We start from the raw sequence: 26165 nt of genomic DNA, 5'->3' as shown, positions 1-26165 counted from the left end.
AATCAATTTCTGAACGCGATACTGTAACTCCTTGAAAAATGATTCGTTTTGAGTCGGAACGAATCACCTCCGCACGTCTTTGAGTCACGACCCAAGTGATTCGGAGTAGAGCGTATGGCATCGGGACATCGAGCCCAATGGAAGGGCTTCCTCAAGTTTGGCGAAGTGAGCTGCGGAGTGGCGCTATACACGGCGGCCTCTACGAGCGAACGTATCACCTTCAACACGATCAACAAAGCCACGGGCAACAGGGTCAACCGCGTCTTCATCGACAGCGAGACCGAAGAACGCGTCGAGAGGGAGGCGCAGACCAAGGGCTTCGAGATCGATAATGGACAGTACATCATCATCGACCCGGAGGAAGTGGCCGCAACCATCCCGGAGAGCAACAAGACGCTCGAGATCGATGCCTTCATCCCCTGCTCGGAAGTCGACGACGTCTATTTCGACAAGCCTTACTACCTTACGCCGGACAAGATGGGCGGAGACGCATTCACAGCTCTTCGCGACGCCATGAAAGGATCGAACGTCGCGGCGATCGCGCGGGCTGTACTCTTCCGCCGGGTTCGCACGGTGCTCATACGGCCCCACGGCAAAGGCCTGATCGCCACCACGATGAATTACGACTACGAAGTGCGCTCTTCGAAGAAGGCCTTCGAAGACGTGCCGAAGCTGACGATAAAGGGCGAAATGCTCGATCTCGCCAAGCACATCATCGCGACCAAGAAGGGCGAGTTCGATCCGGCGACCTTCGACGACCGCTATGAGGCCGCCCTCGCCGAGCTGGTGAAGGCGAAGATTGAAGGCAAGGCGCTGCCGAAGCCGAGGAAGGTCGAAGTCTCCAAGCCAAACGATCTGCTCGCTGCCCTCCGTGAGAGTGCGGGCCTGCTGAAGGCAGGTGCGGCTGCCGAAACCAAACCCAAACGCACCGCCGCCAATGCCAATCAAGGCAGCGGTCGGCAGCGCGCCGCGCGCGGAGCGGCGACGAAGGCCGCCTCCTCCGGAACCGCTCCGCGTCGCAAGGCAAGTTGAGGAGATACCCCATGGCACCGCGTAACTATTGGAAAGGCTACCTGAAGCTCTCGCTGGTCACCTGCCCCGTAGCCATGACCCCGGCAACGTCGGAATCCGAGAAGGTTCGATTTCACACACTGAACAGGGACACCGGCAACCGCGTCGTCTCTCAGTATGTCGATAGCGTAACGGGAAAGCCCGTCAAGGATGGGAACGAAGCCAAGGGCTATGCCCGCGGCGAAAACGACTATGTCATCTTGACCGACGACGATTTGGATCGCGTCGCACTGGATACCGTCAAGACCATAGACATCGAGAAGTTCGTGCCCAACGATAGCATCGAGTGGGTCTACTTAGAGAAGCCGCATTACCTGATGCCGGACGACGCCGTTGGTAACGAAGCCTTTGCCGTCATCCGAGATGCCATGAAGTCCGATGGCGTCGTCGGAGTGTCGAAGTTGGTGATCGGTCGCCGGGAACGCGCCGTCATACTCGAACCTCGCGACGAAGGCATCGTGCTGTGGTCGCTCCGGTTCGGCGACGAAGTGCGGCCGGAGGAGAGCTATTTCGAGGACATTGAGGGCAAAGCCGATCCCGATCTGATCCCTCTCGTGCAGAAGCTCATCAAGAAGAAGTCCGCGCACTGGTCGACGGACATGGTTAGAGATCCCATCCAGACCAGTCTGCTCAAACTCATCGAGGCGAAGAAGAAAGCCCTGAAGCCGAAGAAGACGTCGAAGGGCAAGGCGGCGGAAGCTGCTCCGAAGTCCAACGTAGTCAACATCATGGACGCGCTTAGGAAGTCGGTGGAAACCGATCTCAAGGGTAGGAAGGCTGGTTAACATGCATCTTTTGGAGACAAGGGTTGCTCATGATCGAAGCGGATGGCGTGTCGACTTCCTCGGCGACGATGAAGAAGCCGTCTCTATCAAAGTCGCGGACGGTCACGCCACCAGCGAAGAGGAGGCAGTTAAGGCGGCCAGGGAAGTGATGATCCAGCTGACCGCATTCGGCACCCGCGGCGGGGGCCGTAGCGTCAACGCGTATGATTCCGCAAGCAATGGTAACTTCGACGACCAGTGGCTGCTAGATACTTGGCACTGAGAGTGGGGCGCCAAGAAAACGAAGTTCTTTCCGCACTTCCGATGGGCGATCTTTCGTGGCAAAAGGTCGGTTCTGGCGGCTCTCGAACCCTGTCCTTCCCAAAGACGAACGATAGCGCTTCGTTTCCTATCTCATGAACGCTCGTGGGACCGTTCGATATTCTAGCCAAGATTCGGAAGCAAAGGATGCGTCCGACGTCGTTTTTGTATTTAGCAAAAAGATCCAGTGGCGCTCCCGGAGCTCGACTTTCCGAGTTGCACCGTGCCCCTCCCCGCCGGGCGGGCAGGGCGGACTTCTGTCGGCTCCTTCTGCCCGCGTATCCTTCTGAGCTACACTCAGTGTGTGTTCATGCCACGAGGCGGTTATTAGCCGCTAACCGTAGACCCGGATTAATGGGCTACAGTCGCGCCAGTGGGTGGGCTGCGGCTTGAGTCGGGCTCGCGCGCGGCTTACGCGTTGCGTCGCGCTCGTCTTCGCGTTCCTAATAGCCTCCGACGATCGGAACGATCTCGCCCGTGATATAGCTCGACATCTGCGGCGACGCCAAGAAGACATAGGCCGGCGCAATCTCCTCCGGCTGCGCAGCGCGCTTCATAACCGCCTGGCTGCCGAACTTCGCCACATCATCGGCCTGCTTGTCGGACGGATTGAGCGGCGTCCATACCGGGCCTGGAGCGACTGCATTAACCCTAATGCCCTTTGGAACAAGTTGGCTGGATAGTGCTTTCGTGAAAGCATGAATGCCGCCCTTCGTCATCGAGTAGTCGAGCAGTTCCTTTGACCCTTCCAGGCCCGTCACAGAACCGGTGTTGATAATGGCGGAGCCGTTGGACAGATGCGGGATCGCGGCCTTGGCCATGTAGAGATAGCCGTACAGGTTCGTCTTCAGGGTCTCGTCGAAGTGCTCCTCGGTGAGATCTTCGATGTCGGTCGTGTGAACCTGGAAGGCGGCGTTGTTCACGAGGATGTCTAGCTTCGAGAATTGCATTTTCGTCTTCTCGACCGCCTTGCGACAAAAAGCTGAATCCTTTACGTCGCCGCGGATGACAAGGCAGTTGCGTCCTTCCCTCTCCACGGCAGCCTTTGTAATCAAGGCGTCCTCGTCCTCGTTGAGATGAACGATCGCGACATCCGCCCCTTCGCGTGCGAAAAGGATGGCCACCGACCGACCAATACCGGAGTCGCCGCCTGTGATGAGCGCTACCTTGTCCTTGAGCTTCTCCGAACCCTTGTAAAAGGGAGCGTCATACATGGGAGCGAGCGGCAGCTTTTCCTCGGAGCCGGGCTTATCCTGGTGAACTGCTGGAAAAGGTGGCTCTGGATAACGTCGAGCGCCCGCTTGCATGGCACCTTCCGGTTTCGATTTCTGTTTCCTATCGGCCTGTTCGACCTGCTGCTGGATCTCGCGTTGCTTGGCCGAAGTTGCTTCAGACGACATTGGGGCTTCTCCTCGTTGCTCAAGGGCCTAACGTCGATCGGGGCAAAAGGTTTTGCGCCAGGGAACAATCGGCAAGCGTGGACGATATCTACCGACACGAAAACGGGAGATCTCACATGGGCAATATGACGTTTGAAGACCTGGCATCCAAAATAAAGAAGATCGACTTCTGCATGTTGTCAACAAATGGCGGCGTCGGGAAGATTTCGACACGTCCGATGAGCAACAATGGCGACGTCGAATATGACGGCGACTCATGGTTCTTTTCCTATGACGACACACGCAAGATCAGTGAGATCACTGGGATCGACGATGTCTCGCTGACTTTCACCGAAGCGCCCAATCTTCTCGGCAAGCCGGGCATCTTCATCGCAATTCAAGGAGCAGCATCGGTTGTGCGCGATAAGGAGCTGTTCGAGGAGCATTGGGTTTCCGGTCTAGAACGTTGGTTTCCGGAGGGCGTCGACACACCGGGCATCGTGATGATCAAGGTTTCCGCGTCGTCCGTCTTCTATTGGGATGGCGAAGAAAATGGTGAGGTCGACGTTCCAGACAGATGACTCCGTGGCATCCGGATGGACATTCCTAGATAAGCGGGATGGCCGAAGATAGCAGTCCAAGGCCGCTTATAGCGACGGTCTTATCTCCATGCTGTCTGGCGCTGGCTCGCCCCGACGCGATCTCAGTCATGCACCCGCTACTCCTTTGCTCTCGCCCCACGGACGCCGCCGCCTCAGGTCTTTTCCAGGATCCTTCTCAACCGGCACGCCCGACATCAGAGCTGCTTGCCATTTAGGACCGCGGACTTTCCGCGCCATAGGCATTGATCGTCGTCCCATGACAGCTCCGAAGAGATCGGAGCATTCGTCATCGCCCCCGCTGCCGAAATCGCATCGAACATCACCGTTGCCGCAGCGGCATTGCCCCCGGCCCCAATTCCCATTCCGACTGTTCCCGAGCATTTGGCGTCAGCACCGTTGTCCGAGCAGTCATAGTTCCCCTGAAGGTAGAGGAACGTCGTTGAGATGTCGCGCTCACCATCCCCGATATGGATGATGCACTGTGACCCGTTGATGCTGAACGAGGTGACACCTAGGACGCTCGCTGCGAGCGCCCTCCCATTGAAATCCGCGGAGTTGGCGTCGGAAGGACCGCATATGCGCGTCCAGACGTAGTATTCGGTCGCCGCGCTCAGTTCGTCGTCGAATGGGCGTCTGGGTTTGCCGTCAGCCGTGCAAGGGTCCCCATTTGCGCGTCTTCTGAGATCGGGCACATCAGTGAAGGCGTAGCCATCACCGGAGGAGATCGGATAGTCCGGCTTGTCGGGTGCCTTTTCGCCTTTCAACAAGCGAACCGCGCCGAAAGTGCAGACGCCTTTCAGACTACTGGGAGCGTTTGCCTCGATAACAACCTCAAGGCCTTGGGGCGAGAGGTCGGACGACTGCCTGTCGATTACGATTTTGGAGTCGTTCACTCCGGGCGTCTTCGTGACATGGAAATCTGCTTTCCAGACTTTGCTGACTTTGGAACCCCGGCGCCATTCGACGTTCAGAGTTCCTTTTGCCTTGTTCAGCCATGCGCCAACAGTCATTTCGACGGCAACCCGGCGCTCGGCGCCCGGGCAATCTACCAAGCCGTGGTATGTAAAGGCGGGTGCAGCTGACGCTGTCGAGGCGCCACAGAACAGGATGCCAGCTAATAGTGGACTGCGCATAGGACTCCTCCTCGGTGTGAGGACTCTGACGATACCCGCGGAGATCAAGGCTGCAAATTCATCTATTTGGACGGTATTCCGTGGTTTAGCTTTTTTGCGAGTTCAGTGCACGCAGAAACAACGAAGATAGTATCATCCCAGTGTACTAGCCTCCGGAGATCCATGACGTCCTCACTCGGCAGAATTAACTTTGAGATGCAGCGAAAATGGACGGAGGGGCTTTCGTGAAAAAGCTCGGATCTCGGGATGCACGTCTTTGGATGTAGTCAATCTCCTTTTTGCTGGTAAACTGGGTTCTGTGACTTTGATAGCGGGAGAGGTTGGTATCGCAGCAATCAGGCTCGACGCCGCCGAAGTGAAGCTCATAGCGACACCGGTCCCGCATCACGGATGTCTCGATGTGGCCGAACTCGTTAGACTGCTGTATGCACCCAAGAAGAGCGTTTACTAGTTGGTGGAAAGCGGCGCCTAAAACTGTCCAGAGAGTGAGTGCCTGCCTTCGTGGTCTCCGCAATGCCGTTTGATCGAAGGCAGGAAGCAGTCGCACAGGATCTGCATTGATCTCAACCCCCAACCAAAGCTCGGCATTTTGTCTGAGTTGGCCAATTTGTCCTTGTCGATTGCCAGACGGACCTGCGTTTGCGGATGACAGGGGTCGAATAGCGATAGATTACAGCGTCGTGGTCACTAATCACGTACATTTGTCAGATGCAGCAGCTCGTGCCGATTGGCTAACGGGGGTAGACTGTTGCGTTGTCCGTGAGGCATAGGGCAGCCGCTACATATCGCTCAAGAGCAACCTTCGGAACTATCCCCACCCTCCCTAGTTCTCTATCCGACGTAGTCAAAGGAGGAAGACATGGCAAAGGAAGACATTAAGGCTGGTTTCACTGGAACTCCAAGCGAACCATCCACTGGTGTTCGTAAGGTTGCATCTGACGCCGTAGACGCCGTACGCCGTGAGACTAGCGCAGTCGCATCTGGCGCTATCGACCACCCCCACACTGCGACTGGCCTGGCACTGACCGTGGGTGCCATTGGCCTATGCATCGGCTATATTCTTGGCCGCAATGCTGGTTCGACCCACGATTTCCGCCACCGGCGGTGAAAACTTGCAAACGGCGGCCACGGGCACGAGGTGAGCGATCACGAGGAAGCTCGCTCGCATTGGTTTTGGTAGTGCGGCTAATTCCCCAAAATTAAGCTAGCCGCCGACAGGGACCTAGCGCATTGCATCTCCGCCCGTCTTAGACTGGCGGTTTGTGGAGTATCCCGAGCGATCAGACACTGCTCGGTTCCGACCGCCGCTCTTGGCGCGGTAGAGGGCTTTGTCAGCGCGGGCTATGATATCCTTCATTTCAGAGACATCATTTCTCGATGTAAATGAAACCCCAATACTCGCCGTCATCGTCATTGACCGCTCTTCTTCCAACGGGATGCGCATGGCCTCGATCCTCCTGCAGAGGAAGTCGGCGTCAATAAGGGCCTGCTCGGCGCTTTCTGCGCTGTAGACGATCACGAACTCCTCACCTCCATACCTTGCCGCCAACGAACCTGGGAGGCTATCGTGCGACAGGAGCATCAGAGCCAAGCTTTGCAGGCATTGATCCCCGACTTGATGTCCATATCGGTCATTGATCGACTTGAAGTGATCCAGATCGATCAACAGCACCGCGGTCCCGCCAACACGGCTGGTGTTCGTCAATGCCGCTTGCAAGAAGGTTTCAAACGTCCGGCGATTTGCAAGACCTGTCAGTGGGTCCTCTTCGGCAAGTGCCTGCAGCACGACGTTCTTTCGTCGGAGTTCACTTGCAACATCGCCGTATGATAAAATCGCCTCCCCGATCATCGCTAGCTCAGCCAGAACCGGAGGAGACCGAATGGGAACGGTTGGAGTGTTATCGCTGATCCGTCTGAGATTTCCGATGGCTGACAAGATGGGCGAGGCTAGATGTCGCCGCGCGAGTAACAGCAGGCCGATGCAAAAAAGACCCGGCATCAACAAAATAGCTAGCACGGTATACCGGGTACTTGCTGCACCCGCCTCGATCTCTTGGGCGAGCTTGTCTGCCGCCAAGGCCGCATCCCCGCTCAACTCCTTGCCCATTTCGTCGATGGTCCGTATGGCCTCACCATAGGCGGTTGTTGCCCGCTCTTCAAAAGTGAAGGCGCTCATGTTCTGAGCGGCGCTGTCTCGGGCTTGTTGTCGCGCCGATGCGATTTCCTTCGCCAATATTGCTACGCGTTTGGAGCCGGCTACAACGCGTTCGCCCGCGTCGAAAGGAAAACCTTGCGCGACAGCCTGGACTTGTAGTTGCACCTGTCGCTCGAGACGCCGATCACGTGCTAGGTAGATCGCCCGAACCAACGACGCCATTCGTTCCGCTTTCACCGCATTCCGGGTTTGCGAGAGGATCAGCGGCAATTGCGTTTCGCGCGTGAACTTTGCTTCCTGTTCGATCTTCGCCAACAGTATGCCTGTGAGTATCGCCGCCGCACCGGTGTAAACGAGCGCGATGAGCAAAAGTCCCCTACCCGCTGACCTAAGCGAGATTTGACCTGAGGACTTAAATTGGAACCAAGACTTCAAGATTGACACCCCTAGTAGATACTGAAGGGGAAGTAGGCGTCATTGATCCGATCGTATGTGCCGTTAAGCTTGATTTCCTTCAGAGCAGCGTTGACACGGGCAAGGAGGGCCTGGTTGCCCTTGTGCGCGGTGATATGCGCAGAGCTCTGCAGGAAGTCGCTTGATATCGGGTCTCCGACGTAGCTGTACGCAGATCCCTCCGGCGTTTCCATAAATGTGAGGAGCTCGATGGCATCCCCGATGAGAAGATCAGCCTTCTTTTCGATTAGCAGCCTTCGAGCGGCTGGCTGGTCGTCGCCAAACAATATCGTGCTTTCTGAATAGGCCTTCTTGAGAAATTCAGCTTGGATTGTTCCACTTTCAACAGCAATCCTCGCACCGGCTAGCGCTTCAGGCGAGCTGTCCTGGTACTTCTCATCGCCAACCAGAACCGAGTGAGAGCGGTAGTAGGGCTCTGAGAAATCGATGCGGGCGGCTCGCTCCTTGGAATAGGCCATGCTGGCTACGATCAGGTCATAGTGACTGGCTTCCAGCCCTTCGATGATATCGTTCCATGGCACCGCCTGAAACGTACACTCAGCTGACATCTTCGCGCATATCGCCTTGGCGATGTCGACGTCAAAGCCTTTGAGTTGGCCGTTTTCAATGAAGTTGAATGGAGGGTAAGCTCCCTCGGTCGCTATGCGCAGCGTCTCTGCATGGATTGCTCCAGCCGCAAAAACGGTCGCCAGACCAACTGCCATACATAAGCGTCTAAGCATTGTGTGATCTCCTACTGGCCCTGACTGTAACCCGCGACAGCTAATAAAGATTTTCAAAATAGAGTTAAATGTTACCGCGCTCACATCACGACCTGGTCGATTTGACAAAAACGAAGGGAACGAGAATGCCAAACGGTTGCGCGTCTATCGACGTACGCGCCACGCGCGTAAATTTCTGATTGATCTTAACGAAAGCGATAGGCGGGACATCACGATTAACGATACCGCCTCTGCGGCAACAGCTTCAGCGAGGGCGCCGTCATGGTCTGCGATATCTGCTGCCACCTTTTCCATTGCTGGAGCTATGGATTTAATGAGCATCGCTAAACCCTCGTTACCCTTGTGCCAAGCATGCTTTGCCTTGCGGGCTACACCAGCGGCCAGCTTATCCAGACCAAGCGCCGCTCACAGCAGCAAGACCGTCGGCGCCGAGGTTACCGGCCATGCCGCGGATCGTGCTCGCAATGCACATAGCGTTCTGCAAGAAGGCAGCGTCGCATTGTTCCTCGGCTTCGTAGGCGCTCGTCTCCAGGGCGTCTGCGACGGTCTCGAGCAAGCTGGAGCGCTCGACCAACTTCATTTCGGCGGGTCTACGAAATTCCATCTCCTCGCTCGCAGACCTCTGGTCGCGGCGGGCTCTGATGATTTCTCGGCGGCAACCTGCAATGGTAATCCACTGCGACAGGTGTAAGTCATAGCTGCTCACCGGCTTAAATCCATCCCTTCTTCGGCCAATGAGACGTTGGGTTCTGACAACTATCCCAGATACCGCTGAAGGGCTTCAAGCATAGGGCGCTGACCCTTGAGCATCTTCGCAGTTGCGTCTTCCATGGAAAACCAGCCGGCGCGATCCACCTCGGGAAAGCTCTTTTGCTGTCCGGACCTCGGCGGCCATTCCATCGTGAAGGTCTCACTCTTGATATCGTCCATGTCGAGCAACGGATCGGCTTCGACACACCACGCGACGACGGTTTTTCCACTGGGCTGTTGATACTCGCCCAGCGCCACGAACTCCCCATCGACGCTGACGCCCAGTTCCTCTCGGGTCTCGCGTAAGGCCGCGTCGAAGTCGCTCTCGCCTGGATCGACCAGGCCTTTCGGGATTGACCAAGCGCCCTCGTCCTTCTTCGCCCAAAATGGGCCTCCAGGATGGACGAGGAGAACCTCGGCCACGTCGGATGTCCGTCGGAATAGAAGGAGGCCTGCGCTACGGGCGGACATGACAATACCGATGGTTCAGGACAGGCAGAGCCCGAGTTTCATCCATTCTGTTGAAGATAGGCTATCCATCCAGGCTGCAAAGAGTTGGCTGCGCGCCGGTCTATGGGGGTATGACATCTTTTTGAGATAGGACACGGCAGGTCGTCTCTGCAAACCTGGGTCATGCGCGCTCATCCGACTGGAGGCGGAGGCGCCTGCACAGCATTTTCCATGTCGCGTAGTGGCTCATTCCTGCGCTTGTGGAGACGACGCCTTCATCTGGTTCGGGAGTGGCTGGCTCCTCGCCGGGGATGCGATCGGGATCTGGCCCCGCATTGTCGCTCGGCCGTGCGGGCGGTGGCGGAAGTATCGGCTCGTTTGGAACTGACATAACTTGTCCTCATCCCAGACCAACGCGAATTGTTCCGCATGTTCCGTATTCGGAACTCCCGGCCAGAAATGCTTGCCCCGCTGCTTTGCTTTGATGGCGGTTTCGACCGCCGGGCATCGTGATTAACTTTTAAGCAGCGTCTCGCCTTCGCCTTTCTGATGGACCAGACTTCACCTTCGCTGTCCTCATTGACGACGCGGGCGAACGTTGCTCCCGCCGCATCCAAACTCTCGCGCGCGAGAACCTGGGCGGCGTGCCTAAGTTCAATACCTGCCCGCACGACAATAAGGCCACTAGTCTCATGGTTGTACTCTACGCGAAATGTTAATTCAGCCTCCACGATATGGCAATTCGAGTATGTAGGGTCAGGCTGGGGGCTTGCCAACTGATCTGCAACACCCTCGCGCCGCTTCGCGGATGTCGGAGGTATCCCAAGGATTTTCCCCTCGTCGCTTTTGCCAACGTATTTCGATAGCAGAGCTGATTCCTGACCCGTGCTTGAAATTCTGCTAGGCGCTTCCAAATATCTGGCGGATTTGCTCGCATGGTTGGGACAATATTATGACATTTCAATTAAATAGGACGTTCGGCTCCGAAGAGTTGAACGTGATAGAAGCGGTCCTTCTCGATTGGTGCGGGAAGCGCAAAGTTGATCCCACGTCGCCGGACGGGGTGTTAGCCGGAGCAGTGCTTGTCAGCCTGTTCCAGGCCGGTAGTATCACCGTTCCGGCGCTGGAAAAGGCGGCAGCGAAGCATAAGTGGCTGTCTGAATTCAACGATAGCCTGAATGATGCGGAGCAACCGAATTGCATCGATCATCTCAGTAAAAGTCGCCCTTAAAACGTCGACTTTGCCTAAAGATCTCTTTGCACGGTCGCTCACTCCTCGCATGCCAATCTATGCGACGGCCCCCACAGCGACATTGGATCCCAGCGAGGTTTTAGTCGACTTTGGGCCCGTCCACGATAGCCTGGATGTCGCGACTATGCTCGTATTCCGGCGCAGACCGGCTCGCCATAACAAATCCCTTGACGAGAAGGCAGTGGTTGGCATCGCTTGTCCGGCAAGACCAAGTCGCCGGGTATTTCCGACGCGCGAACGAGTGTGACCCGTAGACCACCACTCAGCAAGCTTTACTTACCGATACAGTGGGGCGATGTGAACCGAGAACTTTAAACTGCAGAAGCCGGGGAGTGGATTACTCCCCGGCTTCGTGAGGCGAACTTGGCGTCACTTAACGGCAAACCTTCGTCGTCCGCGAAACTCGCTCACCATCCCGATAGGTTACAACTCGTTTGGTGATGCAAGGCGAGTGGCGACGATAATCTTCACGTACAAGCCGTGCTCTTCGATCATTATCCCAGCCGCGGTGCTGGCCATTTTCCCAGCCGCGATGAGGACGAGGGCCATCATCAGTACGAATGACGACGGTATCCGCGTAGGAGGCCGCAGGGACGGCAACGATGGACGAAAAAGCCAGAGCGACAGCTAGAAACGTTTTCTTCATTGGGCTTTACCTCGGGTTATAAGACTGCGGTTAAATGCCCGTCTCGCCTTTGCGTTCCACAAAAAGTCTCACCTCCGACTTCAGTCTGAGGAGACCTCGGACTATTGGCACACATGCGGAAAATTTCTGCCCAGGATTGAAGATGCTGGTTGGCTAAGCCTTGCCCTCGCCTTGCAGCTGGACCGCGACGCGCTCCTTACAACGGTGCGCGAAAAGACAAGAGCAGCATTAATGACAGGTTCCGACCTCCACCACATGGCGAAGATTGGCAGGGCGTTCGGGTCGCAGTGGAAGAAAGATTGTCCGTGTTTCCCCTCAGTGCCGTCATTAGGCTCGCCGCCGTATTGGTGTTCTCGGACGCTTGTCACTGTCGGTTCCGATTGAGAGTTCTTGGCGTGAGGTCTAAGATACGGTGAAGAGGTGATTGGAGAGCCCGCTGCAGTGCATTTGACCTTGTAGTCAGACGATGCCATGTTTTTCGCGCGCCTTCGATATGGGCGCGGTGAACATGCCTCATATACGGAGAATGTTGGATGCCAGGCTTGCAGCGTTCCGTTCTAGGATCCTTGGCGTTGATAACGGCCGTGCTCGGCTTCGGCGTCGGCGCATTTGCCTACACTGCAGGGTGGCTCTCACCCAACCGCCTTACTTCTGCGAAGCTGGTTAGCGCTCTGGCGCCGCCCGGCGGCGCTGCTCTAGGTCATCGTCGAAACCACGCCAAGGGCGTCTGCTTCACCGGCACATTCGAAGCAAATGGAAACGGCAGCTCGATTTCGAGGGCGCCAATGTTTGCGTCTGGACAGTATCCTGTCGTCGGTCGCTTCAATCTCGCAACGCCAGATCCGAATGCAGCTGACCCGACAGTCCGCGTTCGTGGCATCGGGGTGCAGGTCTCAGCGCCTGACGGCGACGTGTGGCGGATGGCGATGATCGATCCGCCTGTTTTCGCGGTTTCGACCCCGCAAGGTTTCTACGACCTCCTGACTGCGTCCGCAAGCAAGGACCCTGAAGCGATGAAAGGCTTCGTTGGCGCTCATCCAGAATTTGCCGCGTTTGGGGAATGGGCGAGCAAGGCGCCGTGGACCTCCAGCTATGCTGAGGATGCGTTCAACAGTCTCAATGCGTTTATCTTTACAGACGGGTCAGGCGCCAAGCATGCGGTGCGTTGGTCTTGGAGGCCGAATGCGCAGGTCACTCCAATAACGGCGGAAGATTTCGCTAAGCTCGGCGCAAACCACCTCGAAGAAGACATAACGGAACGGGTTGCACGTTCTCCTCAGCGCTGGATCCTCGTGCTGACCATCGCAGATCCCTCCGACCCGACGTCGAATCCGACAAAAGCTTGGCCGAAGGATCGAAGGACTCTCGAAGCTGGAACTCTGATCGTACAGAATATTGAGCCGGAGGCGGACGGCCCATGCCGTGACATCAACTTTGATCCGACCATCTTACCAGATGGCATCGAGGTTTCCGATGACCCTTTCCCTGCTGCCCGGTCGGCAGCTTATGCCAAATCATATGATTTTCGCACTGCTGAAGCTGCCAGCTATCCTAGAACCGGAGCAAGCGCGAAGCCATGACGATCGGAAAAATCAAAACCCGCTTCACTCCCGTCCAGCGAGCGATCCACTGGTTGATGGCAGTCGGCATATTAGCGATGCTCTTCATCGGCGTCGGAATGGTATCCACCATTGGAGAGGAGTACGTGCCACTTCTTGTGACACATAAGACGCTGGGTCTTGTTATCCTTATCCTTGCCTTGGTTCGACTTGTAGTGCGTTTCGTGTCCGGCGCCCCACCTTTGCCGGCAGATCTCCCGGAGCCGATGAAGCTCGCCGCGGGCCTGTCCCACGTAGCCTTATATGCACTAATGATCGGGATGCCTTTGATCGGCTGGGCAATGCTGTCCGCTGCCGCTTATCCGATCGTGCTGCTGGGCGGAATAAATCTCCCGCCGATATTACCTCAAAGTGACAGACTTCATGCACTTCTTTGGAGCGCGCACCATTATCTGGCGTTCGCGTTCTTCGCGCTCGTCATGATGCATCTTGCGGCAGGATTATTCCACGGTCTTGTCCGCCGTGACGGCGTCCTTCAAGCAATGTTGCCCGGTAAATAATACCTGTCGTCCATCGGCGTTGAGCGATATTTTGTTATGCGCCGATAATCTGCGGCGCAGGTGCGAAAGGAGGGTCAGTTAGCGCGGCTTTTACGAGAGTCAAAGAAAAAGGCCGGGCTTTCGCGCCGACCTTGCCTCGTCGCCATCAGCATCAGCAAGTACGTCCGTGGTCACAAGCGACGCCAAAGCGGCTACCCTCAGGACGGGCCCCAGTAATAGCAATATTCCTCGTCCTCGCCGATGTATTCCCAGATGCCGGCGTCATCGATCTCAAGGTCGTTGCACGCTGACGATGGACCGGCGTTTAATGTTGCTGCCGGTGCGCGATGCGCTATAGCACGAATGCGTCGGCCCATGATCATTGGCGGCCTCGCGCGCCCGTCTGCGCCCGGAGGGATATCAGAATGGCAGTGAATGCAGCGCGTAGCGGCGACTTTGATCTCTTCCTTGCAGATTGGGCAGGCACGCGTTTTAGCATTGGGGTCAGCCATCACATTGTCCTTAGAAAAATTAATCGGGATCACTTGCATGCAGTGGCGTATCGCGAACCTAGCTCGGTCGTTACGAGGTCGAGCTTCGCCGCAAATGTTATGATAAGAAATTGCAAATCTACGCGCTACACCAGACATCTCCGGTCGAAAGCGCAGGTCATTCTATTTGACAGGATTGTTTTAGGCAATTGTCATATTGGTTGGATCAGGCGCCGATGAAAGAAACCCCGGTGCGGACAAATCCGGCGCTTATCTCTATCGGACCACACCAGATGATGGAGGACTTCGAATGTCTTGCACTGATGTAGTTGCCGCCAATGGAACTGTTCCCTTGAAACGCTATTTTCTCAGGTTCTCTGTTGACCGATTGGGATCGTGTCCTTGTGTTGGGGGCGCGAAGCAGCGCGCCCCCATTCAGTAGTTTACTGGCTATTGTCGGGGCAAGCATCGCTCACGGACGCACCACTGTTGCCGCCCTGTGTATCGACAGCGCCGGGTGCCGCGCGGTCGGTGCATTTGCTGCGATCGACGGTCCCGGTCGAATTCGTGTTGCCCTTCGTGCTGTTTGTGGCACTCGGGTCTACCACGACGGGTTCATTCGTGCCCGTACGGTTCTGGATGTCGCCGTTTGCACCGCCGCCGGCGTCTTCACCGGCAGTCTTGTCACCCGCCATGTTGTTCGGTGTAGGGTTGGACTGTGCGTAAGATGCCGAGGTCATGAGGCCTAGTGCAAGGATCGAGGCTGCTGCGAGTTTCATGCGCATTGGGTTCTCCTATATATGTGACTCTTTTTGGGGTTGCGGTAGGGAACCTCGGTAGGCCCGACTTGTTCCAAGTTACTTAGTTTAGAAAGCGCGTTTTGGGCGGTATTGATATCGGCCTGATTTGAAACTCAACACGACGGAGCCCGCTTGCGGGCGCCGGTAAAAGCGCTGGCGCATCAAAGCTCTTCGGCGACCCGCATGGGGACTGAGGGTTCGAGGTGTCCCTGTAGTGGCCCCCCAATCCCCGGACACGATCTACCACTTGTTAAGTGTTAGGAGCAATGTGCCCATTATGACCAGTCACATACGTAAGATAGAAGTGCTGTCCGGCCCTGAGCGCCGGGGTCGCTGGTCGGCAGCAGAAGCTCGCGATAGTCCAGGAGACCAACGAGCCTGACGTCACGGTCAGCATCGTTGCTCGACGGCATGGCATTCAGCCGAACGAGTTGTTCGCCTGGCGTAAAGTGGCGGCGCAAGGTGCGCTTACGGCGACGGCATCGCACGAGGAGGTCGTCCCGGCATCCGAATATCGCGCCCTTCAGAACCAGGTCAAAGAACTACAGCGTCTGCTCGGCAAGAAGATGGTGGAAGGCGAGATTCTCAAAGAGGCGCTTGAGATCGCCACCGGTCCAAAAAAATACCTGTTGCGCTCGCTGTCATTGCCGAAGGTAAGTTCCCGATGACGGCCGTGTGCGAGACTTTTGGTGTTGCCCGGTCAAACATGGCGGAGCGAGTGGGACAGCGTCCTTCCAAAGCCAGTGGTCGGCCGCCGTTCGCGGATGATGATCTCGTCGACGAAATCAAAGCGATCATCTCTGAGATGCCAACCTATGGATGCCGCCGGGTTTTTGCGCTCTTACGCCGTAAAGCCTGTAACGTAAGCCGCTCATGGCCGAACGTCAAACGCGTTTATCGAGTGATGAAGGTGCATGGCCTGCTTCTCGAACGCCATACTGGAGCCATTGACACCCGTCGCCACGATGGCCGCGCCGCCGTCGAGCAATCCAATCTGCGTTGGTGTTCAGACGGGTTTGAAATCGGCTAAGACCACAAGGAGAAGGTGCGCGTCACCTGTCACTCCGCACAATCGTGGAAGCTGAGCGCCGAAAATGGGGCTGAATGCGGTTACAACAGACTCGACAACAGCGGTCACCGTGTCGACACTAACTTGGTAAACAGTCGCTCGTAGTGAGTTAATATAGGAATTCGGATTGCCAGAGTACCCTACGACGCCCGATAACCGATACTTCGTAGTTCGCGGCCGCCTTTGGCGGCAGTGCAATCCTGCACTCGATCAAGATACCCACGATCGCCTAGTGGCCGAGCTGATGGCGGCGCGTCGGTCTGTTCGCGATGCAAAAGCTGGCAGTTGCGATCTGGCGGAGGCCCGTAAGCGAGTAGACGATGCGAAAGTCGCGCTCGGCGAGCGGGGAAGTCCCTGGTGGGACGATGGTGCTCCCGACTACAATCGCTACCTAGCCCGCAACACTCCGTACGCTGACTGGTATGCGGATTGGGAAGATCGCGCGCTCACCGCGAAACAGCCGGGCGATTAAGAGTCTTAGTTGGCCCAGTCAGCTAGGCTATGCCTGCGTTCGCGATTGACGATGCCGTCAGATGCCAAGCGCTGGTTGTATAAACCGCATAAACCTGCTCTTGAAACGGAGCGGTGCCTCGGTCACGGCAAGACAAATACAGTCTTTACCGACATCGGCCTTGGGCTGATGCATCAAGCTATCGTCAGCCATCTCGATATCGCCTCGAGCAAATGATGATACTTCGTCACTGAAGCTACCATCGAGAACCAACGTCAGTTCAAGCCCACGATGGGAGTGCTCCGGGACCGGTTGGCCGGCGGGGATTTTAAGTAATCGCAATGTCGTCGTTTCGTCGCCGGTGGGTATGATCATCTGGGCAGCGCCGCGTCCGAGCTTGCGCCATTTGAGGCCGCCGGCTTCGTGGATGTAAGTCTTTAGGGGCTCCGGGAAAGTCAGGTCCGGGTTCGTCCGCTTTTCAATGGACACAGCCCTGTTGATCTGGCTCGCATCGATTTTCGCTTTGAGGCTCTCCCAGCTCTGCGACACATCGGCTTCGTCAGTAGTTTCGCTCTCGATGAAATATCCGCCGATGCTCTCCAGAACCGACAGCTTGGATCTGCATGCCGGGCACAAGGCGAGGTGCGTCGCCACGGCAACGCTCCAGCCTTCACCCAGGGTGCCGGCGGCGTATTGCTGGAGCATATCGTCATCAAGATGATGTTTGATCACTTGGCTTTGTCCTGAAGGGCCGTGCGCAGTTTCTCGCATGCAAGTCTTATCCTTGATTTCACCGTACCAATGGGAAGATTCAGTCTTTCCGCGATCTTCGAATGGGGGAGGCCCTCGAAAAACGACATGCGTAAGACTTCCGCATATTTCTCCTTAAGACTTCCCATTGCCTGTCCCAGCGCAGCAGCGCTTTGCTGTCGCTCTATTAGGAGATCGGCGGGCTCAAATTCACCTGGCACAAAAGCTGGATCATTCGGATCGAAGTCAGTTTTCAAACCTTTCCGTACCGAGTCGATCATCTGGTTTCTGGCGATCGTGAATATCCAGGTTGACGCCTGCGCCTTCGACGGGTCGAAAAGCGCCGCCTTGTGCCACACGCGCACCATCGTCTCCTGCGCCAATTCCTCTGCTAGTATCCGGTTTCCTTTTGTCATCTTCACCATGTAAGACCGTACACGGGGAAAAAAGTGCCGATATAGTAGTTCGAACGCGACAGTATCGCGCGACTCTGCCACTGCGGACATCAAGAGACTGATCCGTTCGGCACCTAAGCTAACGCCTTCTTCCTCCAACTTATCGACCTTTCGAGCCCCGCGCGGCGTCGTCCACGTCGTTGCCTCGACGCGGGCGTCTCGATGTAATGCGTATCGGCGCAGCATTTGCATATTCATGGCCTAACCTACGCATCAGCATTCGGCTGGATCAAATCGACCTCGAAAATTGTCTAGAGGTCTTCTCTCAGTCCTTGATCGCCCCCTCGCCTGATGCTTTAGGCTGTTAGAGGCGAGCAACGGAGCCAAAGATTCGCTCCGTGACCCAAAAGCCGACGCCTGATGCTGCCGCTGACAGGACGGTTCCCCAAATAAGGTCCGCAACAGTCAAGGTAGTCGACCAGATTTTCATTGTGCTCTGGTTGGTCAGGTCATAGGTGGCATAAGCCATGAAACCGACCACAGCTCCGTGGATGACTGCTGTCGCTATCGATCCTGACATCACCCCTGTCCTGACAGCAAGGAATGTTAGCCCGGCGGCGTAGATCACATAGAACATTACTGCCGGAGCGAGACGGAACTGCGGCGCCAGCATGTCGCCGAGGGTCGGTCGATATAGACGGTCAGCCATGATACTCAGCCAGACAAAATCAATTACTACGAAAGCGATTAGCGTTGCGGTATAAGCGGTCAGATAAATCTTCAACGGTTACCTCCAGTTAGATTTTTTAAGCTCCGCCCATACACTTCGAGCCCACGCGGTCGGAGCGTGAGATTAAACTTTTAGCTTAGGTTCGCGTTACGACTAGTGATGCGCCAAGAGCTGGCCACGGCCCCTCCCTTGATGAACAACAACTTTGTCACGTTCCCTTTCTTCCCGTGTACCGGGCGTTTTCGATATTATGACAACCGCCGGCACCTAAGTGCGAAATGAGCCTTGCCCGCTATGAAGATGAATCGCGCCGTCTCCGCCGCTTCACAAGTCTTACGACGTCTTCGCGAAACAGATCAAAAACGGACACTTTCTGCCACAAGGATGACTCGCCGAGGCAATAAGATGTATCATCGGAATGGTGAAAACTGCAGGACACACCTGATTGAAGCCGCCCTGCCGCCGGTAAAAGGTTCATGGCATAATCCACCACACTACTGGCGGCGTGTCGTTCTCGTTGGCGGGCATTTGGGTGCGCAACTCGGCGCTTCGACAAACGAGCTGCCCTATCATCACGACTTCGTTGGCGATGATGATCGGCTGCAATTCGATCGTGTCTATGAGATTTCCCTAAGGTGATGCGCGAGGCATTGGTTGTGATAGCTATCCCATATGCGCTGGCTCTGGAGCACCTTGCCGCTGGCATTTTTCATGGAGAACCAGCCTGCACGAGCTACCTCGGGAAAGCTCTTATGCTCTCCGGACCTCGGCGGTCATCCATTGTGAAAGTCGCACTCTCGATGTCGTCCACGTTGAGCAGTGGATCGGCTTCGACACCTGATGCGACAACAGTCTTTCCACTGGGTCTGTCGATACCATCCTAGCGCCGGGAGCACTCGATAGACGTCAACGCCCAGCTCCTCGCGCGCTTCACACACCGCCGCGCCAAAGTCGCTCTCGCCCATATCGACCAATCCCTTCCAATCGACCATGTGCCCTTGTCCTTCTCCGGCCAGAACGGGCCGCCAAGATGGATGAGGAGAAGCTCGACCTTGTCGGACGTCCGTCGAAACAGAAAGAGGCCGGCTCTACAGACGTTCATGACGATACCGTTGGTTGTCCGATGTTTTGCTTCGGTGAAGATCGGGTACTCGGGCTGTAAGGCGTGAGCGACGGCTGTCTCGTCGCCTAATCACGCTGACGGAAGAGTGCGCGCACTCAGTTTGTTCCCGTCGGGATCGCGAAGATAGGCGACGAACGACCCGTTTGGCCGCTCCGAAGGCGGGCTCTCGATCGGTGTCCCGCCATTTGCGGCGCCAGCGGCATACCAGGCAGATACCTGCTCTGGCGTATGGGCGGCGATGCCGATGGTTCCACCGTTGGCCGCCGTCGCTGGCTTCCCATCTATTGGCGTCGTGACCATCAAGCGGCTGCCGTTGTGGAGATAAACAAGTCTGCCTCTCGTATCCATTTCGCCAGGGTTGCCTCCCAAGGCGACGAACGTCGCATTGTAAAAACGTCTCGCGAGCTCGAGGTCGTTGCTGCCAATCATCACGTGGGTGAACATCTGTCGTCTCCGGTTAGATGACCAGCCTAACTCGACGTCAATCAATCGACCACCCCCAAAGAAAACGCGATACTGCGAGTCAACGGCTTAAGCGCAGTGTCGGGGGCCCGGAGTGTTTCTGGCTTCCTTGTTGAAGGGTGGGGAGGTCGCACCGGCGGGCAGCGCGGGCGATACGGTTCGTCAATGCTCTTCTTGTGCGACGGTTTCTATCTGTCTACTGCGATCACCCGACGCACCAGTAGAATCTTTTAGGCGCATTACTTCGTTCACTAGATCCAAAATCGAACAGGCGGAGCTTGGTCTCCCCACCTGCTCGTAAAGATCAACGGGTGGCGGTGAGCTTGAGACGAGACACGCCTGCCGCCACATTAAGACCAGTGTTGGCTTCGCCGCTCAACGGCTGCAGCGCGTAGTTTTTGGAGTTGCCGCCCACAAGCGCGTTTGCGCCCAAGCCCACGCCGACAGATGCTCCAGCGGATGCACCCACATATGTTCCAGCCAGCGCTCCATCGCCCACTCGCGTCGGCGCTGTGTTGACGACGATCCAGCTTAAGTATGATTTGCCTGTGATGCCGACGTCGACGCCGAGCTTTCCGATCGTCCCGGTGTAGCGCTCGATCTTGCCCGTACGTTGCTTGAAGCTGCAAGTGACGGCTTTGCTCGATCCGATGATCATTCCTACCCCGCCTGCGACTTCACATGAAAGCGTCCCCAGTCGCTCTTTCGGCTCGGTCGCGGTAATGTGCTGGTTGGAATGCTTGGCCTGTTTGTGCATTGATGCCGCGTTTACTTGCGACACAAGGGTGAGCGAAGCTGCTGTGGTGATTAGGATCGCGGTTTTCATTTCCAGGTCCTTTGTTGAGTCCGCACAAGAAACGCCATCCTGGCCTATTTGTTCAAATAGCGCGTCGCTTTTTCAACATAGTCGCAGAGTGACAAATTTCTTTGCAACTCAAGCGATGCACATCCAAAACGGGCTAAGGTTACGATGCTCGACACTGCAAATCGCATAATTGTCCTGTGGATTACTCTTCATTCTTCATTCTCAAGAATGGTTCCGATACTATCGCCCTCGCCGGCAACAGCGTCGGCCTGGGCGCTATCATCGAACGCCGTGAGCTGGACCATCATCGCCTTGGCGTGAAGAATGGAACGTCCATCATCAAGGTCGTGATCCGCTCCCATGCGAACTGTGATGAGTTCATTTCCCTCACCGTAGAATTCTACCGTGACAGTGCCAGGCGTGGTGTTGACAACATTCGTGTGCTTCAAGTTCATGTTTGACCTCGTGTTTCTCTACGGCTCAAAGTGTTTCGCTAGGAAGTGGAGGGCTCTGGAGGCCTCCTCAGACGATATTGTGTGACCCACGCCTGGAACGACTTCCACGGTCACATCGAAACCAGCGGATTTCAGCTGGTTCGCCGCGGCGACCGACGCCGTCGCCGGAATTCTTCGATCCGCGCCCCCATGCAGTAGAAGTACGGGGGTTGCGTTCGCAGACGCCTTCGGCGGAAGTGCGAGAAGCCCGGCGAAACTGACGATCGCGCCTACCTTCCACCGACCGGACGCGACAGCATCGAGCCCCATGATTGCGCCTTGCGACACACCGACAAAAGCCACCTTATCGAGGTCGTTCTCGAAACCCTCTCGTTCGACGATATCCCGGACCAAATCGTCGAAAGCTCGCCGAGCGCCCGCAATGCGGTCGGGGCGCAAGACCTGGTCACCGACATCAAACCACTCTCGCCCGCCCCCGCGATTGCGGAATGGAGCATCGGGCGAGACGAATTTCGTCCCTGCCAGAACTTTCTTCCAAGAGGTCCCAAACGGTGCCATCACAGAGCCAGAGCCGCGCAAGCCATGGAGAAAGATGACTAGATGCGTAGGCCTGACGGCCGGTCGTTTTACCTGAACGCCCGAGCTAGCCGCGGACCCGGGGCGAGACGTGGTATCCTGTTGCCCGACCGCCTCCTCCGCGTTGGCATTTGCACAGCCCAACGCGATTGTGAGTGCGACCGCAACTTGGCACGTCGATTTCGATATGCTGCTCGCCATGCGGTTCTCAATCTATGCGAAACGATAACGTCAACCGAGACGTCGGGGCCCAGCCCATACGACTAGAGTTGACGTCCCTGATCCTGAGCCTGCAGTCGCGCTATGCGTTCCCGATCGGCGATAGCTTCCCGTCGCTGTCGCTCGTTTATCAAGTAATCGCGCGGAAAAGCTGTGGCTGCTTCACCGTACCAGTGCTTGCCTTGTGGAAGGCCTTGTGCGGAACTCTCGGTCATGGATGTTTCCTTGATTGCGCGAGGTCAACGTCCATGCTTGGAAAAAGATGCAGCGCCGCCGCATTTTCTTGAACCCTAGGTTCGGGATCCCGAAAAGGGTCGCTTACGCGCGTTAGATAATCCGGCATCCCCCAGGTCCGCCTCAATCTGATGACTCACCTCCGTTTCGCCTGAATAGACGGAAAAGATGTCGCACCAGGCGGGACGAACCGGGTCCCTGTGCGAAAATCAATAAAAGGGATAGGGATGTGAGATTCGGTACTCCTTTCCTGCCCGGGTGAGCCGACACTTCGGGCGCAGTGAAGCGCTGTCAGCTTCAAGAAGCCCTGCGTAAATCCCTTCGTTCACGGTTTTTCGACCTACTTTCGCTGGAAGAGCCCGATATTCTTCTGTCGTTAAATGATGAAGCAAAAGGGCCATGCGTAAGCTTGGGCGATCGGCGGACATGCTTTCTCTCAGTCTTGAGCTCTGACACCTTTTTCAACGTTGACATGTCAACCTGGTTCCCAGGTGCGGACGCGAGCACGACGTGTTACGGGCGCAGATGTGGTATGATAGGCCGAGGACCGAGAGAAATTCTCCCCCGAGTCTTGGATAAATTCGACACTCAGCGTCACAAGCCCACTTCGACTTGGCGGTCCTTCCAGATGCCGGATACGCTCTCTTAGCTCAGAGATCACCAGGTTCAGGTTCGTGGCTCTGTGTACAATCGCAATCCTCTGCGCAACAACCGGGTTTTCATTTTCCCTAACGGCAGATATGTCCCTTATTCGTTCCTAAGCGTCTCCTCCAGTGCTGTTGTCATCGAAATTTGGCGTACGAGTGGGGCACGGTTCTAAAGAGGTGATTAGGAAGAAATTTCAAAGCACTGAGAGGCGTCCGCTTCAGATGATTTCACTAACAAAACCAGCACGGATTCTGCCGACCAGGACCTAATCCTAAGGCACGTGCGGGGCAACCTCATCATCGCCGCATGCAAGGCCTGCGATCTCATCGAGGAAATGGACAGAACCGCAGTCGTCAAGCGCTATGCGCGTCCATTCCGATCCGAACCCTTCGACGGCGAACGGGTCTTGGATGCGACCGCATGAATGCAGCCGATTGTGATGATCGGTGCCAGCTCCGTATCTCCGGAAAATCTGGGGTCAATAAATGACCTGATGGCCATACCCAGGTTCGGGTTAGCCGCCCCCTTCAGCGGGAGGTGGAGCAGCCTTGGAAGCGCTCGGTCTTGGAGAAAAAGGTCGGGCCAATTTCTAAGCCCGACCTTCTCATGCCTCGACAACGACCTCCTGACCTCCATGAAGGTCGTCGGAAACAATTCGAGGCGTGATTTAGCGCTCGGCTCTGCGGCTTCAAGTATCGTGTGGTGGATGTTTTTCGGCTCGCATTCGTGCTTCGCGCAGTCGCTCCGTTTTGGCGCTTCGGCGGCGGCGCTCTTCCTCGATCGTCATGCGCGCTACCTCATCTGTTCTGTCGCGAGCTTCGACCCTTTGAGCCTGGCTCATCGACGCTCGCCTTTTGGATAAGTCTTGATCCATCGAGACATCCTCCTTGGAGGTAAACGCCCCAGAACGACATAGGTCGCTGTCCGCAAGCGTACCAACCGCTTGGCAAGCGTGATGCGCGGCTCCACATCACCCCTCCCGCCAGGTTGGCGTGTCGTGAGTTCACTAACGGCGGCAGTGCGATACGTTGCCCTGATAGGACGCTAACGGTAGGCGGTCAGCGCACGACAGTCAGCGTTACCGAGAGTCGCGTCGACCACCGCTACTAGCTCTTGAAGAATTTGTGGTCGCGGCCCCGATGGGTAAGCTTCCTCCGAAAAGGATCGCCTGCCCAAAATGCAAAACGTGGCCCGACAGATGCCGAGCCACGTTGTTATCATCCTCTAAGCGATTGCCTAAGGGAGACCTTAGTCTTTGTGCTCAGGCATCGCCTTGAGCTGATCCTTGGTCCAAGCGGTCACGGCGTGCACGTCGCCACTTTCGTCCCGCATCCAATCCAGGTCTGAGAACGGGACGGCGACGGGCTTAGCGCCGATGCCAAGGAAGCCGCCCACGTCGATCACTACGCTGTTGTTGCCATGAACATGATCGACAGAGCCGACCTTGTGGTCGTCCGCACCGTAGACAGTTGCCCCTTCGAGATTTTCAGCGGTGAGTTCGGCAGCGGTAAGACGGACGTGGTTGGTGTGGTCCATAACGATCTCCTTGGTCTGTTACGCACTATCAATCGTATCCAACGCCGTTTGTTCCCCGATGTCCTCATCAATCCATAATAACCGTGGCTCAAAGGTCCGGGGTTCGGTTATGGCGAGACGCCACTTTGACGACGTTCAACCGACGTCTGATGGAAACGCGAAGCATGATGGATCGATGCAGTTTTTAGCGCACACGGCGCTCGGAGCTCCGGCGCTTTCGTTGGGAATCTCCCACCCTCACCCATCAGATGGACGTCGCGAGTGGGATTTCCAGCCTATGTTGATTGCCTACGTGAACTATGCCAGCGCGGCCGCGTTTACGAACTGAAAATTCACCATGTCTGCTGATGTTCTCTTCCTAATCACCTCTTTAGAACCGTGCCCCACTCGTACGCCAAATTTCGATGACAACAAGCACGGCAGGAGACGCTTAGGAACGAATAAGGGACATATCTGCCGTTAGGGAGCCCACCATCAGACCGTAACGGAAACCGGAGTTTCAATCGTGACGAAATCGCCGCTGCTCATGATAACCGCGCTCGCCACAGTGCTCGCCGTTCTGGTCGCCATCAACCCCTTCGGTCGCAACTTGGTGTTGCCACATCCGACAGAAACGGCAACTCCGAAGGCCTAGATCGGTCTGATCAGACTGCAGTACCTCGAGCCGACCACGCTTGCAGCGATGTCGGAGATTTGAGCGAGGCAATTCGAAGGAGCTTCTCCCTCCAACACGATCACTCCGCAATCATCGACGACCGTGATCCTGGCATCGCTCAGCTCGATAGCATACGCCAAAGCGGATGAGAGTGTAGCGGCTGCTCCAGCGAGGCCGGATAAGGGGCTGACGATGCTTGGTACGTTGGCTTGAAACATATCGCACTTCCTCTTGCCTGGAAGAAACGCGTAGCTCAGAAATTTGTTCATCCTGCGTTCATCTAGCGGAGATGCCGAGATGCTTGCGGAAGACCTACGGCCTCGTCAGAAGCCCTTGCACGCCCTATTAATCGAGTTCGGGAGAGAGGCCTTCGAAAAGACAGACAGCCGCCTCTTCATCCCCACTACCGATTACCTTGGCACTGCCTTGCGTTGCAAAGCGGAAATGACCAGCGGCAACACAGCCGACCCCGCCGCCGCGAGTGGAAGGGCGCGTAGCGCTTTCGTGGCTACGAAGCTCGCGGCCATGGCCCCCACCAACTTCGCCCAGGGGTAGTTACCAAGCTGCGCGTGTGCACTTGCGTCCGCCCACTCCACGCGAGCCTGTACGATTTGCGCGACATCGTCTTTGATGCGCGCGAGGCGGTCCCGCAAAATTTCGAGTTCGACCTGTGTGTCGCTGTAGCGAAGACGCAGCTCCACGTTCGCGGAAACGTAGTCCAGGGGAGCGTTCTCCTCTACCTCGTCGCCGATCTCCTGGGATGTCTCGTCAAACGTTCCGGTCGGGTGGCCAACAGGTTCGGCGTCTAAACTCTGAGCGTTTTGGAGCTCCTCATTCAATGAACCGATATCGGAACCCGACGTCATTTCTTCGCGCTTGTGCATTGTGCTCTCCCTAATTGTTCGATAACGCTCGAAAGAGCTCTTGGGTTCAGCTTCTACAGGGACTT

At 56.3% G+C, this 26165-nt stretch carries 27 protein-coding genes and 2 pseudogenes; 11 read left to right on the top strand and 18 right to left on the bottom strand.

Translation table 11 applies throughout. From position 1 onward, the window contains the following. Positions 1 to 114: 114 nt before the first annotated feature. The 3 genes from QTL96_RS27140 to QTL96_RS27130 are packed head-to-tail and all read left to right on the top strand — an operon-like array spanning position 115 to position 2118. Positions 115 to 1032, top strand: coding sequence for a Ku protein (locus QTL96_RS27140; protein WP_289729899.1), 918 nt, complete (start codon positions 115 to 117; stop codon positions 1030 to 1032). 11 nt (positions 1033 to 1043) lie between these two features. Continuing rightward, positions 1044 to 1856 carry a Ku protein gene (locus QTL96_RS27135; protein WP_289729898.1) on the top strand — a complete coding sequence of 271 codons (813 nt, stop codon included), beginning with the start codon at positions 1044 to 1046 and terminating at the stop codon, positions 1854 to 1856. Between the two features lies 1 nt (position 1857). Then, positions 1858 to 2118 carry a hypothetical protein gene (locus tag QTL96_RS27130; RefSeq protein WP_289729897.1) on the top strand — a complete coding sequence of 87 codons (261 nt, stop codon included), beginning with the start codon at positions 1858 to 1860 and terminating at the stop codon, positions 2116 to 2118. A gap of 481 nt (positions 2119 to 2599) precedes the next feature. Here the strand turns inward: QTL96_RS27130 and QTL96_RS27125 are convergent, their stop codons facing one another. Continuing rightward, positions 2600 to 3556, bottom strand: a complete 957-nt coding sequence (locus tag QTL96_RS27125; protein WP_289729896.1) for an SDR family oxidoreductase — start codon at positions 3554 to 3556, stop codon at positions 2600 to 2602. Between the two features lie 116 nt (positions 3557 to 3672). Here QTL96_RS27125 and QTL96_RS27120 point away from each other — a divergent pair, with 116 nt between their 5' ends. Next, positions 3673 to 4116 carry a pyridoxamine 5'-phosphate oxidase family protein gene (locus QTL96_RS27120; RefSeq protein WP_289729895.1) on the top strand — a complete coding sequence of 148 codons (444 nt, stop codon included), beginning with the start codon at positions 3673 to 3675 and terminating at the stop codon, positions 4114 to 4116. 215 nt (positions 4117 to 4331) lie between these two features. On the opposite strand, the gene QTL96_RS27115 is transcribed toward QTL96_RS27120, so the two are convergent. The 5 genes from QTL96_RS27115 to QTL96_RS27090 form a co-directional block, all read right to left on the bottom strand. Then, complete coding sequence (locus tag QTL96_RS27115) at positions 4332 to 5270, bottom strand: hypothetical protein (RefSeq protein WP_289729894.1); 939 nt, start codon at positions 5268 to 5270, stop codon at positions 4332 to 4334. 1222 nt (positions 5271 to 6492) lie between these two features. Further along, complete coding sequence (locus tag QTL96_RS27105; protein ID WP_289729892.1) at positions 6493 to 7740, bottom strand: GGDEF domain-containing protein; 1248 nt, start codon at positions 7738 to 7740, stop codon at positions 6493 to 6495. Between the two features lie 131 nt (positions 7741 to 7871). Continuing rightward, positions 7872 to 8621 carry a transporter substrate-binding domain-containing protein gene (locus QTL96_RS27100; protein WP_289729891.1) on the bottom strand — a complete coding sequence of 250 codons (750 nt, stop codon included), beginning with the start codon at positions 8619 to 8621 and terminating at the stop codon, positions 7872 to 7874. Between the two features lie 385 nt (positions 8622 to 9006). Next, positions 9007 to 9225: a hypothetical protein gene (locus QTL96_RS27095; RefSeq protein WP_289730180.1), complete on the bottom strand. Its 219-nt coding sequence runs from the start codon at positions 9223 to 9225 to the stop codon at positions 9007 to 9009. Positions 9226 to 9377: 152 nt separating this feature from the next. Then, on the bottom strand, positions 9378 to 9842 hold the full coding sequence (locus tag QTL96_RS27090; RefSeq protein WP_289729890.1) for an NUDIX domain-containing protein: 465 nt from the start codon (positions 9840 to 9842) through the stop codon (positions 9378 to 9380). A 931-nt stretch (positions 9843 to 10773) separates the two neighbouring features. Here QTL96_RS27090 and QTL96_RS27085 point away from each other — a divergent pair. From QTL96_RS27085 to QTL96_RS27075, 3 genes are all read left to right on the top strand, one after another. Further along, the gene (locus QTL96_RS27085) at positions 10774 to 11052 is read left to right on the top strand and encodes a hypothetical protein (protein WP_289729889.1); all 279 of its coding nucleotides are present in this window, start codon (positions 10774 to 10776) and stop codon (positions 11050 to 11052) included. Positions 11053 to 12252: 1200 nt separating this feature from the next. Then, complete coding sequence (locus tag QTL96_RS27080; RefSeq protein WP_289729888.1) at positions 12253 to 13299, top strand: catalase family peroxidase; 1047 nt, start codon at positions 12253 to 12255, stop codon at positions 13297 to 13299. Next, a complete protein-coding gene (locus QTL96_RS27075) occupies positions 13296 to 13838 on the top strand; it encodes a cytochrome b (protein ID WP_289729887.1) in 543 nt (180 codons plus the stop codon). Before QTL96_RS27080 ends, QTL96_RS27075 begins: the two co-directional genes overlap by 4 nt. Before the next feature lie 197 nt (positions 13839 to 14035). On the opposite strand, the gene QTL96_RS27070 is transcribed toward QTL96_RS27075, so the two are convergent. Together QTL96_RS27070 and QTL96_RS27065 are read right to left on the bottom strand one after the other, a co-directional pair. Then, positions 14036 to 14329, bottom strand: coding sequence for a hypothetical protein (locus QTL96_RS27070; RefSeq protein ID WP_289729886.1), 294 nt, complete (start codon positions 14327 to 14329; stop codon positions 14036 to 14038). Positions 14330 to 14751: 422 nt separating this feature from the next. After that, positions 14752 to 15093, bottom strand: coding sequence for a hypothetical protein (locus tag QTL96_RS27065; protein ID WP_289729885.1), 342 nt, complete (start codon positions 15091 to 15093; stop codon positions 14752 to 14754). 292 nt (positions 15094 to 15385) lie between these two features. Here QTL96_RS27065 and QTL96_RS27060 point away from each other — a divergent pair. Further along, positions 15386 to 16135 (top strand): annotated as a pseudogene (locus QTL96_RS27060) (transposase); the annotation flags it as partial. Positions 16136 to 16304: 169 nt separating this feature from the next. Continuing rightward, positions 16305 to 16649, top strand: coding sequence for a hypothetical protein (locus tag QTL96_RS27055; protein WP_289729884.1), 345 nt, complete (start codon positions 16305 to 16307; stop codon positions 16647 to 16649). A 57-nt stretch (positions 16650 to 16706) separates the two neighbouring features. Here QTL96_RS27055 and QTL96_RS27050 read toward each other — a convergent pair whose 3' ends face one another. The 3 genes from QTL96_RS27050 to QTL96_RS27040 all read right to left on the bottom strand — a co-directional run bounded on the left by QTL96_RS27050 (position 16707) and on the right by QTL96_RS27040 (position 18557). Continuing rightward, the gene (locus QTL96_RS27050; protein WP_289729883.1) at positions 16707 to 17360 is read right to left on the bottom strand and encodes a ChrR family anti-sigma-E factor; all 654 of its coding nucleotides are present in this window, start codon (positions 17358 to 17360) and stop codon (positions 16707 to 16709) included. Next, on the bottom strand, positions 17357 to 18031 hold the full coding sequence (locus QTL96_RS27045) for a sigma-70 family RNA polymerase sigma factor (protein ID WP_354669148.1): 675 nt from the start codon (positions 18029 to 18031) through the stop codon (positions 17357 to 17359). The genes QTL96_RS27050 and QTL96_RS27045 overlap by 4 nt, the downstream gene beginning before the upstream one ends. A 106-nt stretch (positions 18032 to 18137) precedes the next feature. Beyond that, positions 18138 to 18557, bottom strand: coding sequence for a DUF2177 family protein (locus QTL96_RS27040; RefSeq protein WP_289729882.1), 420 nt, complete (start codon positions 18555 to 18557; stop codon positions 18138 to 18140). A 240-nt stretch (positions 18558 to 18797) separates the two neighbouring features. On the opposite strand from QTL96_RS27040, the gene QTL96_RS27035 reads away from it, so the two are divergent. Then, positions 18798 to 19142 carry a hypothetical protein gene (locus QTL96_RS27035; protein ID WP_289729881.1) on the top strand — a complete coding sequence of 115 codons (345 nt, stop codon included), beginning with the start codon at positions 18798 to 18800 and terminating at the stop codon, positions 19140 to 19142. Here QTL96_RS27035 and QTL96_RS27030 read toward each other — a convergent pair. From QTL96_RS27030 to QTL96_RS27005, 6 genes and pseudogenes are all read right to left on the bottom strand, one after another. After that, a pseudogene (locus tag QTL96_RS27030) lies at positions 19121 to 19605 on the bottom strand (NUDIX domain-containing protein). The gene QTL96_RS27035 and the pseudogene QTL96_RS27030 sit on opposite strands and share 22 nt — an antisense overlap. A gap of 90 nt (positions 19606 to 19695) precedes the next feature. After that, positions 19696 to 20070, bottom strand: coding sequence for a VOC family protein (locus QTL96_RS27025; protein WP_289729880.1), 375 nt, complete (start codon positions 20068 to 20070; stop codon positions 19696 to 19698). A gap of 322 nt (positions 20071 to 20392) precedes the next feature. Then, entirely contained in the window at positions 20393 to 20914 is a 522-nt protein-coding gene (locus tag QTL96_RS27020; RefSeq protein ID WP_289729879.1) for a DUF992 domain-containing protein, read from the bottom strand. Positions 20915 to 21102: 188 nt separating this feature from the next. Continuing rightward, positions 21103 to 21348, bottom strand: coding sequence for a hypothetical protein (locus QTL96_RS27015; RefSeq protein WP_289729878.1), 246 nt, complete (start codon positions 21346 to 21348; stop codon positions 21103 to 21105). Positions 21349 to 21366: 18 nt separating this feature from the next. Continuing rightward, a complete protein-coding gene (locus QTL96_RS27010; protein WP_289729877.1) occupies positions 21367 to 22125 on the bottom strand; it encodes a prolyl oligopeptidase family serine peptidase in 759 nt (252 codons plus the stop codon). A 2148-nt stretch (positions 22126 to 24273) separates the two neighbouring features. Continuing rightward, entirely contained in the window at positions 24274 to 24561 is a 288-nt protein-coding gene (locus QTL96_RS27005) for a PRC-barrel domain-containing protein (RefSeq protein WP_289729876.1), read from the bottom strand. A gap of 505 nt (positions 24562 to 25066) precedes the next feature. On the opposite strand from QTL96_RS27005, the gene QTL96_RS27000 reads away from it, so the two are divergent. Next, a complete protein-coding gene (locus QTL96_RS27000; RefSeq protein ID WP_289729875.1) occupies positions 25067 to 25195 on the top strand; it encodes a hypothetical protein in 129 nt (42 codons plus the stop codon). Positions 25196 to 25626: 431 nt separating this feature from the next. Here the strand turns inward: QTL96_RS27000 and QTL96_RS26995 are convergent, their stop codons facing one another. After that, a complete protein-coding gene (locus QTL96_RS26995) occupies positions 25627 to 26100 on the bottom strand; it encodes a hypothetical protein (RefSeq protein ID WP_289729874.1) in 474 nt (157 codons plus the stop codon). Positions 26101 to 26165: the final 65 nt, after the last annotated feature.

Source organism: Rhizobium sp. S163 (assembly GCF_030380805.1).
Taxonomy (GTDB): Bacteria; Pseudomonadota; Alphaproteobacteria; order Rhizobiales; family Rhizobiaceae; genus Rhizobium.
This window is presented reverse-complemented; position numbering and strand designations above follow the sequence as displayed.